6 protein-coding genes, 44 tRNA genes and 3 rRNA genes are annotated in these 18,311 nt (G+C 38.3%); 1 reads left to right on the plus strand and 52 read right to left on the minus strand.

Annotated elements, in window-relative coordinates:
• Positions 1 to 5 precede the first annotated feature (5 nt).
• The 51 genes from JJC01_00680 to JJC01_00930 all read right to left on the minus strand — a co-directional run bounded on the left by JJC01_00680 (position 6) and on the right by JJC01_00930 (position 16,231).
• Entirely contained in the window at positions 6 to 470 is a 465-nt protein-coding gene (locus JJC01_00680; protein ID UDN58474.1) for a CtsR family transcriptional regulator, read from the minus strand.
• A 491-nt stretch (positions 471 to 961) separates the two neighbouring features.
• Positions 962 to 2,890, minus strand: a complete 1,929-nt coding sequence (locus tag JJC01_00685; GenBank protein ID UDN58475.1) for an elongation factor G — start codon at positions 2,888 to 2,890, stop codon at positions 962 to 964.
• A 239-nt stretch (positions 2,891 to 3,129) separates the two neighbouring features.
• The gene (locus JJC01_00690) at positions 3,130 to 6,561 is read right to left on the minus strand and encodes a pyruvate carboxylase (GenBank protein UDN58476.1); all 3,432 of its coding nucleotides are present in this window, start codon (positions 6,559 to 6,561) and stop codon (positions 3,130 to 3,132) included.
• Between the two features lie 303 nt (positions 6,562 to 6,864).
• Positions 6,865 to 7,278 (minus strand): hypothetical protein, encoded by a 414-nt coding sequence (locus JJC01_00695; GenBank protein UDN58477.1) that lies wholly within the window; start codon positions 7,276 to 7,278, stop codon positions 6,865 to 6,867.
• A 74-nt stretch (positions 7,279 to 7,352) separates the two neighbouring features.
• A tRNA-Val gene (locus JJC01_00700) sits at positions 7,353 to 7,428 on the minus strand.
• Positions 7,429 to 7,440: 12 nt separating this feature from the next.
• Positions 7,441 to 7,517: transfer RNA gene (locus JJC01_00705), tRNA-Arg, on the minus strand.
• Positions 7,518 to 7,524: 7 nt separating this feature from the next.
• Positions 7,525 to 7,598, minus strand: a tRNA-Cys gene (locus tag JJC01_00710).
• Between the two features lie 7 nt (positions 7,599 to 7,605).
• Positions 7,606 to 7,681: transfer RNA gene (locus tag JJC01_00715), tRNA-Lys, on the minus strand.
• An 8-nt stretch (positions 7,682 to 7,689) separates the two neighbouring features.
• Positions 7,690 to 7,766: transfer RNA gene (locus JJC01_00720), tRNA-His, on the minus strand.
• Between the two features lie 21 nt (positions 7,767 to 7,787).
• Positions 7,788 to 7,864 (minus strand) — tRNA-Ile (locus tag JJC01_00725).
• 15 nt (positions 7,865 to 7,879) lie between these two features.
• Positions 7,880 to 7,953: transfer RNA gene (locus tag JJC01_00730), tRNA-Met, on the minus strand.
• Between the two features lie 7 nt (positions 7,954 to 7,960).
• Positions 7,961 to 8,036 (minus strand) — tRNA-Phe (locus JJC01_00735).
• Positions 8,037 to 8,039: 3 nt separating this feature from the next.
• Positions 8,040 to 8,128: transfer RNA gene (locus JJC01_00740), tRNA-Ser, on the minus strand.
• A 2-nt stretch (positions 8,129 to 8,130) separates the two neighbouring features.
• Positions 8,131 to 8,206: transfer RNA gene (locus tag JJC01_00745), tRNA-Lys, on the minus strand.
• An 11-nt stretch (positions 8,207 to 8,217) separates the two neighbouring features.
• Positions 8,218 to 8,293, minus strand: a tRNA-Gln gene (locus tag JJC01_00750).
• A gap of 9 nt (positions 8,294 to 8,302) precedes the next feature.
• Positions 8,303 to 8,379, minus strand: a tRNA-Arg gene (locus JJC01_00755).
• Between the two features lie 23 nt (positions 8,380 to 8,402).
• Positions 8,403 to 8,477: transfer RNA gene (locus JJC01_00760), tRNA-Gly, on the minus strand.
• A 23-nt stretch (positions 8,478 to 8,500) separates the two neighbouring features.
• Positions 8,501 to 8,584: transfer RNA gene (locus JJC01_00765), tRNA-Leu, on the minus strand.
• Between the two features lie 9 nt (positions 8,585 to 8,593).
• Positions 8,594 to 8,678: transfer RNA gene (locus JJC01_00770), tRNA-Tyr, on the minus strand.
• Between the two features lie 14 nt (positions 8,679 to 8,692).
• A tRNA-Thr gene (locus tag JJC01_00775) sits at positions 8,693 to 8,767 on the minus strand.
• Between the two features lie 18 nt (positions 8,768 to 8,785).
• A tRNA-Asp gene (locus tag JJC01_00780) sits at positions 8,786 to 8,862 on the minus strand.
• A gap of 5 nt (positions 8,863 to 8,867) precedes the next feature.
• Positions 8,868 to 8,943, minus strand: a tRNA-Val gene (locus tag JJC01_00785).
• Between the two features lie 7 nt (positions 8,944 to 8,950).
• Positions 8,951 to 9,024, minus strand: a tRNA-Gly gene (locus JJC01_00790).
• A 17-nt stretch (positions 9,025 to 9,041) separates the two neighbouring features.
• Positions 9,042 to 9,116: transfer RNA gene (locus JJC01_00795), tRNA-Glu, on the minus strand.
• Positions 9,117 to 9,123: 7 nt separating this feature from the next.
• Positions 9,124 to 9,199 (minus strand) — tRNA-Met (locus JJC01_00800).
• Between the two features lie 16 nt (positions 9,200 to 9,215).
• Positions 9,216 to 9,301, minus strand: a tRNA-Leu gene (locus JJC01_00805).
• Positions 9,302 to 9,306: 5 nt separating this feature from the next.
• Positions 9,307 to 9,381 (minus strand) — tRNA-Asn (locus JJC01_00810).
• A 6-nt stretch (positions 9,382 to 9,387) separates the two neighbouring features.
• Positions 9,388 to 9,461: transfer RNA gene (locus JJC01_00815), tRNA-Cys, on the minus strand.
• 7 nt (positions 9,462 to 9,468) lie between these two features.
• Positions 9,469 to 9,544 (minus strand) — tRNA-Lys (locus JJC01_00820).
• 8 nt (positions 9,545 to 9,552) lie between these two features.
• A tRNA-His gene (locus JJC01_00825) sits at positions 9,553 to 9,629 on the minus strand.
• Between the two features lie 8 nt (positions 9,630 to 9,637).
• A tRNA-Pro gene (locus tag JJC01_00830) sits at positions 9,638 to 9,714 on the minus strand.
• 19 nt (positions 9,715 to 9,733) lie between these two features.
• Positions 9,734 to 9,810 (minus strand) — tRNA-Ile (locus JJC01_00835).
• A gap of 14 nt (positions 9,811 to 9,824) precedes the next feature.
• Positions 9,825 to 9,898, minus strand: a tRNA-Met gene (locus JJC01_00840).
• Positions 9,899 to 9,905: 7 nt separating this feature from the next.
• A tRNA-Phe gene (locus JJC01_00845) sits at positions 9,906 to 9,981 on the minus strand.
• A gap of 3 nt (positions 9,982 to 9,984) precedes the next feature.
• Positions 9,985 to 10,073 (minus strand) — tRNA-Ser (locus tag JJC01_00850).
• Between the two features lie 15 nt (positions 10,074 to 10,088).
• Positions 10,089 to 10,161, minus strand: a tRNA-Lys gene (locus JJC01_00855).
• A gap of 17 nt (positions 10,162 to 10,178) precedes the next feature.
• Positions 10,179 to 10,254 (minus strand) — tRNA-Gln (locus JJC01_00860).
• A 7-nt stretch (positions 10,255 to 10,261) separates the two neighbouring features.
• Positions 10,262 to 10,338: transfer RNA gene (locus JJC01_00865), tRNA-Arg, on the minus strand.
• Positions 10,339 to 10,368: 30 nt separating this feature from the next.
• A tRNA-Leu gene (locus JJC01_00870) sits at positions 10,369 to 10,452 on the minus strand.
• Positions 10,453 to 10,461: 9 nt separating this feature from the next.
• Positions 10,462 to 10,546 (minus strand) — tRNA-Tyr (locus tag JJC01_00875).
• A gap of 14 nt (positions 10,547 to 10,560) precedes the next feature.
• Positions 10,561 to 10,635: transfer RNA gene (locus tag JJC01_00880), tRNA-Thr, on the minus strand.
• Between the two features lie 18 nt (positions 10,636 to 10,653).
• A tRNA-Asp gene (locus tag JJC01_00885) sits at positions 10,654 to 10,730 on the minus strand.
• Positions 10,731 to 10,735: 5 nt separating this feature from the next.
• A tRNA-Val gene (locus JJC01_00890) sits at positions 10,736 to 10,811 on the minus strand.
• A 7-nt stretch (positions 10,812 to 10,818) separates the two neighbouring features.
• Positions 10,819 to 10,892: transfer RNA gene (locus JJC01_00895), tRNA-Gly, on the minus strand.
• A gap of 17 nt (positions 10,893 to 10,909) precedes the next feature.
• Positions 10,910 to 10,984: transfer RNA gene (locus JJC01_00900), tRNA-Glu, on the minus strand.
• Positions 10,985 to 10,991: 7 nt separating this feature from the next.
• Positions 10,992 to 11,067 (minus strand) — tRNA-Met (locus JJC01_00905).
• A gap of 15 nt (positions 11,068 to 11,082) precedes the next feature.
• Positions 11,083 to 11,168, minus strand: a tRNA-Leu gene (locus JJC01_00910).
• Positions 11,169 to 11,174: 6 nt separating this feature from the next.
• A tRNA-Asn gene (locus JJC01_00915) sits at positions 11,175 to 11,249 on the minus strand.
• Positions 11,250 to 11,255: 6 nt separating this feature from the next.
• Positions 11,256 to 11,372: ribosomal RNA gene (gene rrf / locus JJC01_00920) — 5S ribosomal RNA — on the minus strand.
• A gap of 183 nt (positions 11,373 to 11,555) precedes the next feature.
• Positions 11,556 to 14,452, minus strand: a 23S ribosomal RNA gene (locus JJC01_00925).
• A 280-nt stretch (positions 14,453 to 14,732) separates the two neighbouring features.
• A 16S ribosomal RNA gene (locus JJC01_00930) occupies positions 14,733 to 16,231 on the minus strand.
• The 16S, 23S and 5S rRNA genes sit together here with 44 tRNA genes alongside, the layout of an rRNA operon.
• Positions 16,232 to 16,724: 493 nt before the next feature.
• On the opposite strand from JJC01_00930, the gene JJC01_00935 reads away from it, so the two are divergent.
• A complete protein-coding gene (locus JJC01_00935) occupies positions 16,725 to 17,930 on the plus strand; it encodes a glycosyl transferase (GenBank protein ID UDN58478.1) in 1,206 nt (401 codons plus the stop codon).
• A gap of 64 nt (positions 17,931 to 17,994) precedes the next feature.
• Here the strand turns inward: JJC01_00935 and JJC01_00940 are convergent, their stop codons facing one another.
• Positions 17,995 to 18,216 carry a hypothetical protein gene (locus JJC01_00940; GenBank protein UDN58479.1) on the minus strand — a complete coding sequence of 74 codons (222 nt, stop codon included), beginning with the start codon at positions 18,214 to 18,216 and terminating at the stop codon, positions 17,995 to 17,997.
• Positions 18,217 to 18,311: the final 95 nt, after the last annotated feature.

Genomic DNA, 18,311 nt, shown 5'->3' on the forward strand with positions numbered 1-18,311 from the left:
AATTATCACTCCTCTATACTAAATACTCCTATTATTATATTCTTTAAAACATTAGACCTTACCTTCTCTTTTAATTCATATACTGGCATACATAATGATTTATCATCTATTGCATATAATATTAGTTTTAATTCTCTTTCACTAATTAAGTCTGATTCTCTCAAACTTTCTACCAACTCTTTTGCTTTCTTATAGGATATTTGGCTTCCTATCCTTTCGTTTAGTATTTCTCTAATATGTCCATCTTTGCTTCTTCGTATTTTTTCTATCTGAACATATCCTCCGCCACCTTTTTTGCTTTCTATATAATAACCTTTATCTATGGTAAACCTTGTTGTTAAAACATAATTTATTTGTGATGGTGCACAACTAAACAAGTTTGCTAGTTCATTTCTTTGAATCTGTATACTATTATCCTCTTCCATCAAATCTTTAATAAATTTTTCAATTATATCTGTCATAGTTGCCATTTATATCACCACACACCTTTTTATTTTGACTTTCTTTGACTACTATTTTACACCTATTATTTAAATTTTTAAAGCCCTAAATTGTGTAAATTTATTTTTTTCATAATAATTTAAATGAGGTGTCCATCTTTTGTTAAGTATAATCTTCTACTTCTTACATTTATAACAATTAAGTCTTAAAATTATTGGTTATTAATTGATTTTTAATGTATCTATACCTTGTATTTGTAAATATACCTTCATATCATTATTATTAAACATTTCTAAAAATAATAATATAAAAAGATACTTTCTTTTATTAAAACAGTTTAAGAAAGTATCTTTTATTCTTCACATTTTTTATTACTTTAATTTGGTTTTTTCTTGTTTTTTATAAAAACACATAAAAACTAGATATACACTTCTTTAAAATAAGTATATACCTAGTTTTAATTACAAAATTATTTTACATAATAGATGGATATTAATTATTTAATGTTCTATCTTCTTTATTACTTTGCAGTAGCTAGTCCAATTATTTTTTCTGCAAATTGTGATGGAACCTCTCCATATCTTTCTAATTCCATTTCAAAATACCCTCTACCTTGTGTCATTGCTCTTAAATCTATTGCATATTTAAATGTTTCTGCTTGTGGAGCCTCTGCAAATATTATTTGTTTTCCTTTATTATCTGGCTCCATACCAAATATTTTACCTCTTCTCTTGTTTATATCTCCCATAACATCTCCCATATATTCTTCTGGAACAGTTATCTTAAGTTTCATAATAGGCTCTAATAATATTGGATGAGCTTCCTCCATACCTTTTTTAAATGCTGCACTTGCTGCCATCTTAAAAGCCATTTCAGAAGAGTCTACATCATGGTATGAACCATCATAAAGTGTAGCCTTTATATTTGTAACAGGGAAACCAGCCAATACTCCTTTTTGCATAGAATCTTTTAAACCTTTTTCTACTGCTGGTATATATTGTTTTGGTACAGACCCACCAAATATTTCTTCTGTAAATTCAAAATCAGATTCACATCTTTCAAATCTTATCTTTACATCTCCATATTGACCATGGCCACCTGATTGTTTCTTATGCTTACCTTGTACATCAGCTGTTTCCTTTATAGTTTCTCTATAAGGAACTTTAAGGTCATTTAATTCAACATCTACCCCGAACTTATCTTTCATTTTATTTTTAATTGTTTTTATATGAAGCTCCCCTTGTCCTCCTAAAAGAGCTTGTTTTGTCTCTGTATTTCTATACCAATGTAATGTAGGGTCTTCCTCTACAAGTTTGTTTAATACAGCAGCTACCTTTTCTTCATCACCCTTATTCTTAGGATTAACAGCATAATATATTTGTGGTTTAGGGAAGTCTATCTTATCTAAAGCTTCTGCATCTTTATCTACAGATATAGTATCTCCTGTCTTTAGAGAATTAACTTTAGTTACAACTACTACATCACCAGCCTTAGCTTTGTCTATTTCAACTAACTCACTATTTCTCAATGTATATATGTTAGCTATTTTTTCTTTTATGTTTTTGTTTATATTAAAAACTTCTTTATCTTTAGAAATTGCACCTTGAGTAATTTTTATATATGACATTTTTCCTACAAATGGGTCAACCATAGTTTTAAATACTAATCCTTTAAATGGCTTACTCTCTTCTGTAAATATAGGTTCTAGATAATTTGATATTGTATCTAATATTTCTTTTGTTCCTATATTATTTATAGTTGAACCACATATTACAGGTATAATATCTCCTCTTTGTATACCTATAACAATACCTTTTTGGATTTCTTCTGTAGTTAACTCTTCTCCATTAAAATACTTATCTAATATTTGGTCATCTGTTTCTGCTATAAGTTCCATTAAAGCTTCTTTTACACTCATAGCTTGTTCTTTAAATTCACCTTCTAAATCATCTATATTTTCAAATACATTATGTAACTTGACAAAGTTTTTATCTTTGTATATAGGACTTATCATTGGAACTATCTTATTATTGTATTTTTCTCTTAACATTGCTATTGCATCTTTATATCTTGCTTTTTCATTATCTATTTTATTTATAAACATTATCTTAGGAATACTCTCAGTTAGTTCTAATGATTTCTCTGTACCAACTTGAATAGGTGCTGTTGCATCTATTACTATTATTGCTGCATCACTTGCTCTAAGAGATGATACAACATCTCCGCTAAAGTCAAAATATCCTGGTGTATCCAATAAGTTAAACTTATAGTCATTATATTCTATAGGTATTAATCCCATACTATAAGTCATATTTACCTTGTCAGTTAATTTAGGTATCTTATTAGTGTTTGCTGTGTAAGCTATAGTTTCGATTAGATTTGTTTTACCACATCCGCTATGTCCTAATACTGCTACATTTCTCAACATATTACTATCATAAACCTTCATATAAGCACCCACCTTTTAAATTTATGTATTTTCTCTTAGCTGTTATTTCCTAAGAAATAGTCTAGAAAATGTTTATTATTTTTAGAATTTTTAGATAACATTTTCCTTACTAGCTTTATTTCTACATAGGGATATAATTTTCCTCTTTTTTTTAACAAATATTTAATTTAAACAAATAAAAACACTCTAAATATTTAATAAAAATATTTTAGAGTGTTTTATAAGTTGTTTCAATTCAATTATTTCATTATCATTAATAGTTGTTTATCTTCAACCATATCATCTTCTTTTACTTTAATTGATTTAATTACTCCATCAGTTTTAGCAACTATTATAGTTTCCATTTTCATTGCTTCTATAACTATTAATGGTTGATTTGCTTTTACTTCATCTTCTTCTTTAACCATTATTTTTATAACTTTTCCTGGTATACTTGCTCCGATTTGAAGTGGATCATTCATATCAGCTTTCTCAACATTAGTAACTTTTCCAGAGAAGTTTCTATCTTTTATTTCCACTTCTCTAACCATTCCATTTAATTCAAAGCCTATAGTTCTAAATCCATCTTCTTTAACTTCACCAATTTCAACTAATCTTATTGTTAATACTTTACCTTCTTCTATTTCTACTTCACATTCTTCATTTTTATTTAATCCATAGAAGAATACATCACTTTCAAGTTTAGATATATCATTATAATGTTGTAAATGTTTAATATAGTCTTCATAAACTTTTGGATATAAAGCATAACTTATAACATTTCTTATATTTGCATTTATATCATATTTTTCATTTAGATATTTTGCTATGTCATCAAAATCTTCTGCTGGTAATAGTGAACCAGGTCTTACTGTAATAGCTTCTTCGCCTTTTAAAACTACTTCTTGTAAATCTTTTGGGACTCCACCTTCTGGTTGACCAATCATACCTTTACAGTAGTCTACAACAGAATCTGGGAATGATAAGTTCTTACCTTCTTCTATTATATTATTTTTATCTAATTTATTTTTAGTCATAAAGATAGCTAAATCTCCTACAACTTTTGAAGATGGTGTTACTTTTATTATATCTCCTACAACTTCATTAGCTTCTTTATATTTTTCTTTAACTTCATCAAATCTATTAACTAATCCTAAACTATCAGCTTGAGGTTTTAAGTTTGTATATTGACCTCCTGGTATTTCAAAATTGTATATTTCTGCACAAGAGTTAGTTAAGTCACTTTCAAATTTATTATAGACTTTTCTTAAATCTTTATAGTATTTTCCTAACTCATCATATCCAAATAAATCTATACCTGTATCTCTTTCTGTATTTTTAAGAGCTTCTACTATTGCATTAAGTGATGGTTGACTTGTAAGTCCTGCCATAGATTCTAATGCAGCATCAATTATATCTACACCAGCTTCTGATGCCATCAAACAAGTTGCCACACCATTTCCACTTGTATCATGAGTGTGTAAATGTATTGGTGCTTTTACATTTTTCTTTAGTTCTTTAACTAATGTATAAGCAGAATATGGTTTAAGAAGTCCTGACATATCTTTTATTGCTATTATGTCTGCTCCTAAACTTTCTAACTCTTTTGCCATCTTAATATAATATTCTAAATCATATTTAGTTTTAGTCTTATCTAATATATCACCTGTATAACACATAGTTGCTTCAACTATTTTTCCAGTTTCTAAAGCTGTATTAATAGATGGTTTCATATTTTCAACCCAGTTTAATGAGTCAAATATTCTAAATACATCTATTCCTTGTTTAGCAGACTCTTTTGTAAATTCTTCTATTACATTATCTGGATAGTTTTTATATCCAACTCCATTTGATGCTCTAAGCAACATTTGGAACATTATACTTGGTATTTCTTCTCTTAGTTTTTGTAATCTACGCCAAGGTGACTCTTTTAAGAATCTATATGCAACATCATAAGTAGCTCCACCCCACATTTCAAGTGAGAATAAATCTTTTTGATATTTTTCTGTTGGTTTAGCAGCTTTTAATAAATCATATGTTCTTAATCTTGTTGCCAATAATGATTGATGTGCATCTCTCATTGTTGTATCTGTTAATAATAGTCTTTTATCATTTTTTATTTTTTCTATATATGCAGATTTACCTAACTTATCAAAAAGTATCTTACTTCCTTCTGCCTTTGAACCATCTTTATTCATTCTTGGTTCATGTAACGCATCAAATAATGGTTTTTCTTGACAAGCGTTATCATTTACAATTACATCACCTATAAATTGAAGTAATTTTGTTCCTCTATCTTTACTTTCTGTTATTTCAAATAAATCTGGATTTTCATCTATAAATTTAGTACTACATTTACCATTTGAGAATATAGGATTATTTAAGACATTAACTAAGAATCCTACATTAGTCTTAACACCTCTAACTCTAAGTTCTTTTATAGATCTTATAGTTTTGTTTATTGCTCCTTGGAATGTTCTATCCCAAGATATTGTCTTAACCAGTAAACTATCATAGTGAGGACTTATGTTTGCTCCTGTAAATCCATTTCCACCATCTAGTCTTATACCAAATCCTGAACCAGTTCTATAAACTTGAATTTTACCTGTGTCTGGCATAAATCTATTTTTAGGGTCTTCTGTAGTTATTCTACATTGGATAGAATACCCTCTTATTTCAACATCATCTTGTGATTTTATATTTATTTCTTCACTATCTAGGCTGTATCCTTGAGCTATTAATATTTGACTTTGAACTATATCTATTCCTGTAACCATTTCTGTTACAGTATGCTCAACTTGTACTCTTGTATTCATTTCTATAAAATAATGACCACCATTTGCATCTACTAAGAATTCTAGTGTGCCTGCATTAGAATAGCCTACATATTTTGATAACTTGACTGCATCATCACATATTTCTTTTCTTACTTTTTCATCTAATGAAAATGCTGGTGCATACTCTATTATCTTTTGATGTCTTCTTTGAACAGAACAATCTCTTTCGTATAAATGAACTATATTTCCATAGTTATCCCCTAATATTTGAACTTCTATATGTTTTGGGTCAGCTATATATTTTTCTATGAATATAATATCTTCACCAAAAGCTTTTCTTGATTCACTACAAGCAGTTTCATATTCAAGCTCTAAATCTTTTTCATGATGTACGATTCTCATACCTCTACCGCCACCACCATTAGATGCTTTTATCATAACAGGATAACCTATTTTATTTGCAACTTCTTTTGCTTCTTCAGTACTTCTTATTGCTTTTTCCACCCCTGGTATAGTTTGAACATTAACTTCTTTTGCAATTTTTTTAGAATTTATCTTATCGCCCATCATATTCATTACTTTAGATGATGGACCTATAAAAGTAATTCCATTTTCTTCACATTTACGAGCAAATTCTGCATTTTCTGCTAGAAAACCATATCCTGGATGTATAGCGTCAACTTTTTTTCTCTTTGCTAAGTCTATTATTCCATCCATATCTAAGTATGCATCTATTGGACCTTTGCCTTCCCCTATTAAATATGATTCATCTGCTTTTGTTCTAAATAATCCGTATTTATCTTCTTTACTATATATACCAACACTTTTTATCCCCAATTCTGAACAGGCTCTAAATATTCTTATAGCTATTTCGCCTCTATTAGCTACTAGTATTTTATTAAACTTTTTAAGCATACTCTATTCTTCTCCTTTATTGTTTGTGTAATATTAAAGATTATAGACTAAAATACTTTATTTTTGAAGATGTTTAAGCAAGTTCCTTAATTAATAAGATAAATTTATAAATATATATAATTTTTAGACTGTATAAACTCAATTTACCTCACTAAAATTAAGGGGTTTTTTATGGGATTTCAGACAAACTTGTGTGAAAATTTCTACAATTGACCTTATTTTATACTATTTTTTTCTCTGTTTACATAATTATTTTCATCTTTACGTAATATTTCACATACTTTTCTCAATATAGTTCATATCTTAATCTATCTGTCTTAACAAACGTTTTATTACATCAGAAAGTTTTAGATGACCTAAATCTGCATATGCTATAACTAGTATTATTTTTACTACTCCTTCTACCTCATCTAATTTATATGCTCTAGCATTTATTATTGTGTACTTTGGCATAAGTTCTTCTAAACCTAGTGCAAGTTCATCAGATAAAGTCATATATTCATCAAATTTTTCCTCATCAGATAAAGTCATATATTCATCTTGCTCACTTATAATAGTATCTAAATAATCCATATTTATACTTAACTGATAAGCTATTACGTCCTCTCTTTTTGTGCTTTTACTCAAATCCTTTTCAACTTTGAACTTACTATTCTTATCTATTATTATTTTAAGTTCTTCACTATCAACTATTTCATTTCCTATAATTATATACAAACTTTTTACCTCCTAAATATAAATCTTTTTTAATCAAAAATAAAACCTCTAGTAAAATTACTAGAGGTTTGCACTGGTGGGATTAACAGGGCTCGAACCTGTGACCCCCTGCTTGTAAGGCAGGTGCTCTCCCAGCTGAGCTATAATCCCTCGATGTTTATATGGTGCGCCCAAAGGGACTCGAACCCCTAACCTTCTGATTCGTAGTCAGACACTCTATCCAGTTGAGCTATGAGCGCATTTTATTGGAGGCGACACCCAGATTCGAACTGGGGATCAAGGAGTTGCAGTCCACTGCCTTACCACTTGGCTATGTCGCCACCTTTTTGGTGATCTATCCGCGACTCGAACGCGGGACACCCTGATTAAAAGTCAGGTGCTCTACCGACTGAGCTAATAGACCATATTAGTTGGGGTGGATAATGAGAGTCGAACTCACGACCTCCAGAGCCACAATCTGGCGCTCTAACCAACTGAGCTATACCCACCATATATCTTCAAATTTAATGTGGTGGGCCATCAGGGACTCGAACCCCAGACCTACCGGTTATGAGCCGGGCGCTCTAACCAACTGAGCTAATGGCCCACATTAAATTTTTAGTAGCGGTAATAGGAGTCGAACCTATGACCTTTCGGGTATGAACCGAACGCTCTAGCCAACTAAGCTATACCGCCATATTCTTGGTGCCCAGAGGCGGAATCGAACCACCGACACGGGGATTTTCAGTCCCCTGCTCTACCGACTGAGCTATCTGGGCATTTGGCGGAGAGGGTGGGATTCGAACCCACGGCCCCTTTCGAAGTCACTGGTTTTCAAGACCAGCTCCTTAAACCACTCGGACACCTCTCCATTGGTGATCTATCCGCGACTCGAACGCGGGACACCCTGATTAAAAGTCAGGTGCTCTACCGACTGAGCTAATAGACCATATTTTTATTTGGCTGGGGATGCAGGACTCGAACCTACGCATACATGAGTCAAAGTCATGTGCCTTACCGACTTGGCTAATCCCCAATATATATGTGGTGAGCGCACAGGGATTCGAACCCCGGACACACGCCTTAGAAGGGCGTTGCTCTATCCAGCTGAGCTATGCACCCACATTGCAATATAAACATAAATTTGGAGCGGGAAACGAGATTCGAACTCGCGACTTCAACCTTGGCAAGGTTGCGCTCTACCACTGAACTATTCCCGCTCGTTTATTAAATTAAATAAAAATGGTGCGGATGAAGGGAGTCGAACCCCCACGCCAATGGCGCTAGATCCTAAGTCTAGTGCGTCTGCCAATTCCGCCACATCCGCGCATTTTTTTGGTGGAGGATGGTGGATTCGAACCACCGAAGTCGATGACAACAGATTTACAGTCTGCCCCCTTTGGCCGCTCGGGAAATCCTCCGTATTAATTTTACATGGAGCTGGTGATAGGAATCGAACCTACAACCTGCTGATTACAAGTCAGCTGCTCTACCGTTGAGCCACACCAGCATTTTTTATATTTTATTTTGGCGACCTGGAAGGGGTTCGAACCCTCGACCTCCAGCGTGACAGGCTGGCATTCTAACCAACTGAACTACCAGGCCGCAAATGGTGGGACCAGCAGGGCTCGAACCTGCGACCCCCTGCTTGTAAGGCAGGTGCTCTCCCAGCTGAGCTATGATCCCATTTTTTTGGAGCGGGTGAAGGGGATCGAACCCTCACAGCTGGCTTGGAAGGCCAGAACTCTACCATTGAGCTACACCCGCTTATTTAATTGTTTTTTTGGTGACTCGTAGGGGAATTGAACCCCTGTTACCGCCGTGAAAGGGCGGTGTCTTAACCTCTTGACCAACGAGCCATTTTAATGGTTGCGGAGGCAGGACTCGAACCTACGACCTTCGGGTTATGAGCCCGACGAGCTGCCAACTGCTCCACTCCGCGATATTATTTTATAAAGTGCCGAAGACCGGAATCGAACCGGTACGAGAGGTAAGTCCCGCAGGATTTTAAGTCCTGTGCGTCTGCCAGTTCCGCCACTTCGGCTTTTTTGGCTCCAAGGGTGGGGCTCGAACCCACAGCCTACCGGTTAACAGCCGGTTGCTCCACCGTTGAGCTACCTTGGAATATTTTGGAGGCGACACCCAGATTCGAACTGGGGATCAAGGAGTTGCAGTCCACTGCCTTACCACTTGGCTATGTCGCCGCCTTTTTGGTGATCTATCCGCGACTCGAACGCGGGACACCCTGATTAAAAGTCAGGTGCTCTACCGACTGAGCTAATAGACCATATTAGTTGGGGTGGATAATGAGAGTCGAACTCACGACCTCCAGAGCCACAATCTGGCGCTCTAACCAACTGAGCTATACCCACCATTATATTGGTCGAGGTGAAGGGACTCGAACCCCCGGCCCCATGGTCCCAAACCATGTGCGCTACCAAACTGCGCTACACCTCGAAATTTTGTTAATTTAATGTGGTGGGCCATCAGGGACTCGAACCCCAGACCTACCGGTTATGAGCCGGGCGCTCTAACCAACTGAGCTAATGGCCCACATTAAATTTTAGTAGCGGTAATAGGAGTCGAACCTATGACCTTTCGGGTATGAACCGAACGCTCTAGCCAACTAAGCTATACCGCCATATTCTTGGTGCCCAGAGGCGGAATCGAACCACCGACACGGGGATTTTCAGTCCCCTGCTCTACCGACTGAGCTATCTGGGCATTTGGCGGAGAGGGTGGGATTCGAACCCACGGCCCCTTTCGAAGTCACTGGTTTTCAAGACCAGCTCCTTAAACCACTCGGACACCTCTCCATATTCTACTTCCAATGATTCATCCGAGGATCGAACTCGGGACACCCTGATTAAGAGTCAGGTGCTCTGCCAGCTGAGCTAATGAACCTTAACTTTAATATTTAATGGCTGGGGATGCAGGACTTGAACCTACGCATACATGAGTCAAAGTCATGTGCCTTACCGACTTGGCTAATCCCCAATATATGTGGTGAGCGCACAGGGATTCGAACCCCGGACACACGCCTTAGAAGGGCGTTGCTCTATCCAGCTGAGCTATGCACCCACAATAAATATGTATAAATTAAATAAAAAATGGTGCGGATGAAGGGAGTCGAACCCCCACGCCAATGGCGCTAGATCCTAAGTCTAGTGCGTCTGCCAATTCCGCCACATCCGCGCATTTTTTTGGTGGAGGATGGTGGATTCGAACCACCGAAGTCGATGACAACAGATTTACAGTCTGCCCCCTTTGGCCGCTCGGGAAATCCTCCGTATTAATTTTACATGGAGCTGGTGATAGGAATCGAACCTACAACCTGCTGATTACAAGTCAGCTGCTCTACCGTTGAGCCACACCAGCATTTTTTATATTTTATTTTGGCGACCTGGAAGGGGTTCGAACCCTCGACCTCCAGCGTGACAGGCTGGCATTCTAACCAACTGAACTACCAGGCCGCAAATGGTGGGACCAGCAGGGCTCGAACCTGCGACCCCCTGCTTGTAAGGCAGGTGCTCTCCCAGCTGAGCTATGATCCCATTTTTTTGGAGCGGGTGAAGGGGATCGAACCCTCACAGCTGGCTTGGAAGGCCAGAACTCTACCATTGAGCTACACCCGCTTATTTAATTGTTTTTTTGGTGACTCGTAGGGGAATTGAACCCCTGTTACCGCCGTGAAAGGGCGGTGTCTTAACCTCTTGACCAACGAGCCATTTTAATGGTTGCGGAGGCAGGACTCGAACCTACGACCTTCGGGTTATGAGCCCGACGAGCTGCCAACTGCTCCACTCCGCGATATTGTTTTATAAGTGCCGAAGACCGGAATCGAACCGGTACGAGAGGTAAGTCCCGCAGGATTTTAAGTCCTGTGCGTCTGCCAGTTCCGCCACTTCGGCTTTTTTTGGCTCCAAGGGTGGGGCTCGAACCCACAGCCTACCGGTTAACAGCCGGTTGCTCCACCGTTGAGCTACCTTGGAATATTCACGTGGCTATGTCCTACTCTCCCAGGCAGTTTCCCACCAAGTACCATCAGCGCTAAAGAGCTTAACTTCTGTGTTCGGAATGGGAACAGGTGTATCCTCTTTGCTATTATAACCACATATTGCCTATTTATAAGACAAGTATTATATTAACATCTTTATTTTTAAATGTCAATACTTTTAAAGTACTAAATAATAATAGTTTTTTATTAAATATCTTCTATTAATTGAAGTTAGTACTTTACATAGAGTTAACACTCTAAAAACTACATATATATTTTAATCAATAAACATCAAATAATATTGGTCAAGTCCTCGACCTATTAGTATCGATAAGCTAAATACATTGCTGCACTTACACCTTCGACCTATCAACCAGATAGTCTTTCTGGGGTCTTACCCTTGCGGTGGGAAATCTTATCTTGAAGTTGGCTTCGCGCTTAGATGCTTTCAGCGCTTATCCATTCCGTACATAGCTACCCAGCCATGCCCTTGGCAGAACAACTGGTACACCAGAGGTACGTCCATCCCGGTCCTCTCGTACTAAGGACAGGTCTCCTCAAATTTCCTACGCCTGCGACGGATAGGGACCGAACTGTCTCACGACGTTCTGAACCCAGCTCGCGTACCACTTTAATGGGCGAACAGCCCAACCCTTGGGACCTACTACAGCCCCAGGATGTGATGAGCCGACATCGAGGTGCCAAACCTCCCCGTCGATGTGGACTCTTGGGGAGATAAGCCTGTTATCCCCAGGGTAGCTTTTATCCGTTGAGCGATGGCCCTTCCACGCAGAACCACCGGATCACTAAGTCCGATTTTCATCCTTGCTCGACCTGTATGTCTTGCAATCAAGCTCTCTTTTGCCTTTACACTCTACGTACGATTTCCGACCGTACTGAGAGAACCTTTGAGCGCCTCCGTTACCTTTTGGGAGGCGACCGCCCCAGTCAAACTGCCCACCTGACAGTGTCCCAAGACCAGATTCATGGCCTATGGTTAGAGTCCCAGTACTACAAGGGTGGTATCCCAAGGATGGCTCCGCCAAAACTGGCGTCCTGGTTTCAAAGCCTCCCACCTATCCTGTACATGTAGTACCAAGACCCAATGTCAAGCTACAGTAAAGCTCCATGGGGTCTTTCCGTCCTGTCGCAGGTATCCGGCATCTTCACCGGAATTACAATTTCACCGAGTCTGTTGTTGAGACAGTGCCCAAATCGTTACGCCTTTCGTGCGGGTCGGAACTTACCCGACAAGGAATTTCGCTACCTTAGGACCGTTATAGTTACGGCCGCCGTTTACTGGGGCTTAAGTTCACTGCTTCGATTACTCTAACAGATCCCCTTAACCTTCCAGCACCGGGCAGGCGTCAGCTCCTATACATCGTCTTGCGACTTAGCAGAAACCTATGTTTTTGGTAAACAGTCGCTTGGGCCTATTCTCTGCGGCCACCGTATGGTGGCACCCCTTATCCCTAAGTTACGGGGTCATTTTGCCGAGTTCCTTAACAACAGTTCTCTCGCGGGCCTTAGGATACTCTCCTCACCCACCTGTGTCGGTTTGCGGTACGGGTACCTTTAACCTCGATAGAGACTTTTCTTGACAGTGTGAAATCAGCTACTTCGCTACTAAATTTCGCTCCCCATCACATCCCAGCATTATCAAAGCGGATTTACCTACTCTGACTGCCTCAATGCTTGGGCACACATAACCAACAGTGTGCTTAGCTTATCCTACTGTGTCATCCCATCTCTCAAACGGTTATCGGTAGTACAGGAATATCAACCTGTTGTCCATCACCTACGCCTTTCGGCCTCAGCTTAGGTCCCGACTAACCCAGGGCGGACGAACCTTCCCCTGGAAACCTTGGGTTTACGGCCTGTGGGATTCTCACCCACATCTCGCTACTCATGCCAACATTCTCACTCCCATACTGTCCACATGTCCTTACGGTCATGCTTCAACCCGTATGGGAAGCTCCCCTACCCATCATTACTGATGCCGTAGCTTCGGTAGTAAGTTTTAGCCCCGGAAATCTTCGGCGCAGGATCACTCGACCAGTGAGCTATTACGCACTCTTTGAATGAGTGGCTGCTTCTAAGCCAACATCCTGGTTGTCTGTGCAATCCCACATCCTTTACCACTTAACTTACATTTAGGGACCTTAGCTGACGATCTGGGCTGTTGCCCTTTCGACTATGAATCTTATCACCCACAGTCTGACTCCCAAGTATAAGATGACGGCATTCGGAGTTTGATAGTCTTCGGTAGGTGCAATACCCCCTAGGACATTCAGTGCTCTACCTCCGTATCTCTCACCTTGAGGCTAGCCCTAAAGCTATTTCGGGGAGAACCAGCTATCTCCGGGCTCGATTGGAATTTCACCGCTACCCACAAGTCATCCCCGAGCTTTTCAACGCTCGTGGGTTCGGACCTCCACGAAATTTTACTTTCGCTTCATCCTGCTCATGGGTAGGTCGCCCGGTTTCGGGTCTACGTCAAGTAACTGAACGCTCAGTTAAAACTCGCTTTCGCTACGGCTCCACACCTTAAGTGCTTAACCTTGCTACTTAACGTAACTCGTTGGCCCGTTCTACAAAAGTACGCGGTCACACAAGAAATGTGCTTCCACAGCTTGTAAGTGCAGGGTTTCAGGTTCTATTTCACTCCCCTCCCGGGGTTCTTTTCACCTTTCCCTCACGGTACTATACGCTATCGGTCACTAGGTAGTATTTAGCCTTGGAGGGTGGTCCCTCCTGCTTCCCACAGGGTTTCACGTGTCCCGTGGTACTCTGGATCATATCTGAAGTTTTCTCGTTTGACATACAGGACTATTACCTTCTGTGGTGGGTCTTTCCAAACCTCTTCAATTACGATACCTCTTCGTTTAAGATATGTCCGCAACCCCAATAAAGAAAACTTTATTGGTTTGGGCTATTCCGCGTTCGCTCGCCGCTACTTACGGAATCGAATTTCTTTCTCTTCCTTCAGGTACTTAGATGTTTCAGTTCCCTGAGTTCCCCTCATTAAGCTATGTATTCACTTAATGATACTTAGACATTACTCTAAGTGAGTTTCCTCATTCGGAAATCTTCGGATCAAAGTTTACGTGCAACTCCCCGAAGCTTATCGCAGCTTATCACGTCCTTCATCGGCTCCTAGTGCCAAGGCATCCGCCCTGCACCCTTAATAACTTGACCAGTTAAAAAGGTTTGATAGATTAGAAGCTATCAACTTCGATAATTTTTAAAGTTATCAGCTTTATATATTACAAATTAGATGTCATATCACTAAATATATATGCAGTTTTCAAAGTGCTAACGCACAGCGCCAACGAATAAATTCCGTTGCTTAAAGTGCTAACGCACAGCGCCAACAAACAAACTTCACATGCGTTCAGTTTATACTGTTGCTCAAAGTGCTAATTGAGTATTCGTAAAAACGAACCCTCAAAATTAAACAGTAGGCAATTCTCCTTAGAAAGGAGGTGATCCAGCCGCACCTTCCGATACGGCTACCTTGTTACGACTTCACCCCAGTTATTGATTCCACCTTCGACGACTTCTTCCAAAAGGTTAGATAATCGGCTTCGGGCGTCTCCAACTCCCGTGGTGTGACGGGCGGTGTGTACAAGACCCGGGAACGCATTCACCGCAGCATTCTGATCTGCGATTACTAGTAACTCCAGCTTCATGTAGGCGAGTTTCAGCCTACAATCCGAACTGAGAGTAGCTTTAAGGGATTAGCTCCACCTTACGGCTTGGCAACCCTCTGTACTACCCATTGTAGCACGTGTGTAGCCCTAAGCATAAGGGGCATGATGATTTGACGTCATCCCCACCTTCCTCCAGGTTATCCCTGGCAGTCTCTCTAGAGTGCCCAACTTAATGATGGCAACTAAAGACAAGGGTTGCGCTCGTTGCGGGACTTAACCCAACATCTCACGACACGAGCTGACGACAACCATGCACCACCTGTCACCAATGTCCCCGAAGGAACTCTCCGATTAAGGAGATGTCATTAGGATGTCAAGCTTAGGTAAGGTTCTTCGCGTTGCTTCGAATTAAACCACATGCTCCGCTACTTGTGCGGGTCCCCGTCAATTCCTTTGAGTTTCACTCTTGCGAGCGTACTTCCCAGGCGGAGTACTTAATGCGTTAGCTGCGGCACCGAGGGGGTAACCCCGACACCTAGTACTCATCGTTTACAGCGTGGACTACCAGGGTATCTAATCCTGTTTGCTCCCCACGCTTTCGTGCCTCAGCGTCAGTTACAGTCCAGAGAGCCGCCTTCGCAACTGGTGTTCCTCCTAATATCTACGCATTTCACCGCTACACTAGGAATTCCACTCTCCTCTCCTGCACTCAAGTCTCCCAGTTTCAAGAGCTTACTACGGTTGAGCCGTAGCCTTTCACTCCTGACTTGAAAGACCGCCTACGCACCCTTTACGCCCAGTAAATCCGGATAACGCTAGCCCCTACGTATTACCGCGGCTGCTGGCACGTAGTTAGCCGGGGCTTCCTCCTCAAGTACCGTCATTATCTTCCTTGAGGACAGAGTTTTACGACCCGAAGGCCTTCATCACTCACGCGGCGTTGCTGCATCAGGCTTTCGCCCATTGTGCAATATTCCCCACTGCTGCCTCCCGTAGGAGTTTGGACCGTGTCTCAGTTCCAATGTGGCCGATCACCCTCTCAGGTCGGCTACTGATCGTCGCCTTGGTAAGCCGTTACCTTACCAACTAGCTAATCAGACGCGGGTCCATCCTGTACTGGCTCACCTTTGATATTCAAGAGATGCCTCTTAAATATGTTATCCCGTATTAGCATACCTTTCGGTATGTTATCCGTGTGTACAGGGTAGGTTACCCACGCGTTACTCACCCGTCCGCCGCTCTTTACCGAAGTAAATCGCTCAACTTGCATGTGTTAGGCACGCCGCCAGCGTTCATCCTGAGCCAGGATCAAACTCTCAAATAAAAGTTTATCAGGCTCAGATACTATTGTTATCTAAATATCTGGCTTTATGGTTTGTTTCTTGTTTTTATAAATTAACCTACTGTTTAATTTTCAAAGTTCATTTTTCATGTCTGCCCTTTTCTTAAGGACAAGTAATACTATATCAGCTTTATTTGTCTAAGTCAATATAATTTTTTATTTTTTTTAAGATTTTTAATTTTTCTATGTTTTATCAGCTTAACTCTCAGAAATTAATAATAAACAAAAGTCTCTATTTCATAGGACTAATATATATTTTATGCCCAATTTTCCTTTTTATTCTATATTTAAATTTTTTATTTGTAGCAATACACATTTTTTTAAAATTAATTTACATTTCTTTCACTTGTAATTTTTGTAATCTTGTATTAGATTATTATTAAAAAATGATTTATCAATAATTTGATTGAGAACGACATTTTTACACATCAAAATATTATATAAATACTATGCTACATTTTAGGAGGATTTTATTATGAGCAAGAAAGTATTAATCATGTCTGCTTCTACAGGTGGTGGACATAATAGAGCGGCTCTAGCTATTAAAGAAGAACTTACATCCAAAACAATTGATGGAGAGCCAGTTGAGTGCGAAATAATAGATAGTTTGAAATTAGTCAATAACATAATGGATAAAATAATTTCAAGAGGATATGAAAAATCCGCCATATATACACCCAAAGCATATGGAAGTGTATATAGATTATCTGAAACAAACCTTTTATCGAAAAATGAATTTAAAGATAATCTAATCATTACATTTATGGCAAAAAAATTTAAAAAACTAATTAAAAACACTAAGCCAGATTTAATTATAGGTACACATCCTTTTCCAATGATTGCTCTAAGTACATTGAAAAAAAATTTTAACTTACATAATAATGAAATAAATGCTTCTACTGATCATTTTTATAAGCATCATACAAGTACTATTAATGTTCCTCCACTTATTTCTGTACTAACTGATTATACTACTCATTCCACATGGATACAAAATGAGATTGACTACTATATTGTTGGTCATGAGTATGTAAAGGAATTATTAGTATTTGATGGAGTCGAGCCTAGCAAAATTAGAACATTTGGAATCCCTGTTGAAAAATCATTCCACTCTCATAGAGATAAAAAAATTGTTCTTTCTGAACTAAATTTATCTCCTGATAAATTAACTGTTTTACTTATGGGTGGCAGTTTTGGAGCTGGGAATATAAAAGAAACTCTTGATGAGTTATTAGATACAGATAGAGATTTTCAGATACTTGTAATAACTGGTAGAAATGAAAGTTTAAAAGAGAAAATTGAAAAAAAACTTGTATCTCGTTATCATGACAAAAATGTATGTGTACTTGGATACACTAATAAAATGAATGATATTTTAGCTTCTATCGATGTTTTAGTCAGTAAGCCTGGTGGACTTACTACAACTGAAGCACTATTAAAAGATGTACCCATGATAGTTCCATATTATATCCCTGGACAAGAAGAAGAAAATCTTGATTTCTTATCCAATTGTGGTGCAGCACTTAGAACTACAAAGAAATATAATTTATCAATATTATTAAAAGTTTTAATAGATGACTCTAGTAGGCTAGAAATGTTAAAGAAAAATATAAAATCTATAAGAAAGTCAAATTCAGCCCAAAACATAGCTAATTTAGTATTAAGTATAATTTCTGATTAATAAAATAAATAAAATCCCTATAGTATACCTATTAGGGATTTTTTATCTTCTAATTATTTAATTGCTAGATTGGTTCATAAAAATCTTCTTCATAATCATACTGATAGTTTTTATAGTTATTTCTGAATTCAGTATTTTTATTTTTTGGAGTTTTCTTAGTTTTTTTCTTGTTAGAAAAACTTATCTCCTCAAAATCATCATATTTAGGCTTGTCTTTTGATTTCATTTTTTTAATTCTTTTTTCTTTCATTGCATTATGTTCTTCTAAGTTCATAATTGGTTTCATGTTGCACCCCTATCAAAATTTTTAAATGATTTATACAACAAATTATACAATACAGAAGAAATTTATTCAATAAATCTAAATCAAAATTAATCTGA

The organism is Clostridioides sp. ES-S-0010-02 (genome assembly GCA_020641055.1).
Taxonomy (GTDB): Bacteria; Bacillota; Clostridia; order Peptostreptococcales; family Peptostreptococcaceae; genus Clostridioides.

Excerpts from the sequence above, each read along its gene's own strand:
- JJC01_00680 (UDN58474.1), bottom strand. The coding sequence starts at position 470 with ATGGCAACTATGACAGATATAATTGAAAAATTTATTAAAGATTTGATG.
- JJC01_00685 (UDN58475.1), bottom strand. The coding sequence starts at position 2,890 with ATGAAGGTTTATGATAGTAATATGTTGAGAAATGTAGCAGTATTAGGA.
- JJC01_00935 (UDN58478.1), top strand. The coding sequence starts at position 16,725 with ATGAGCAAGAAAGTATTAATCATGTCTGCTTCTACAGGTGGTGGACAT.
- JJC01_00690 (UDN58476.1), bottom strand. The coding sequence starts at position 6,561 with ATGCTTAAAAAGTTTAATAAAATACTAGTAGCTAATAGAGGCGAAATA.
- JJC01_00940 (UDN58479.1), bottom strand. The coding sequence starts at position 18,216 with ATGAAACCAATTATGAACTTAGAAGAACATAATGCAATGAAAGAAAAA.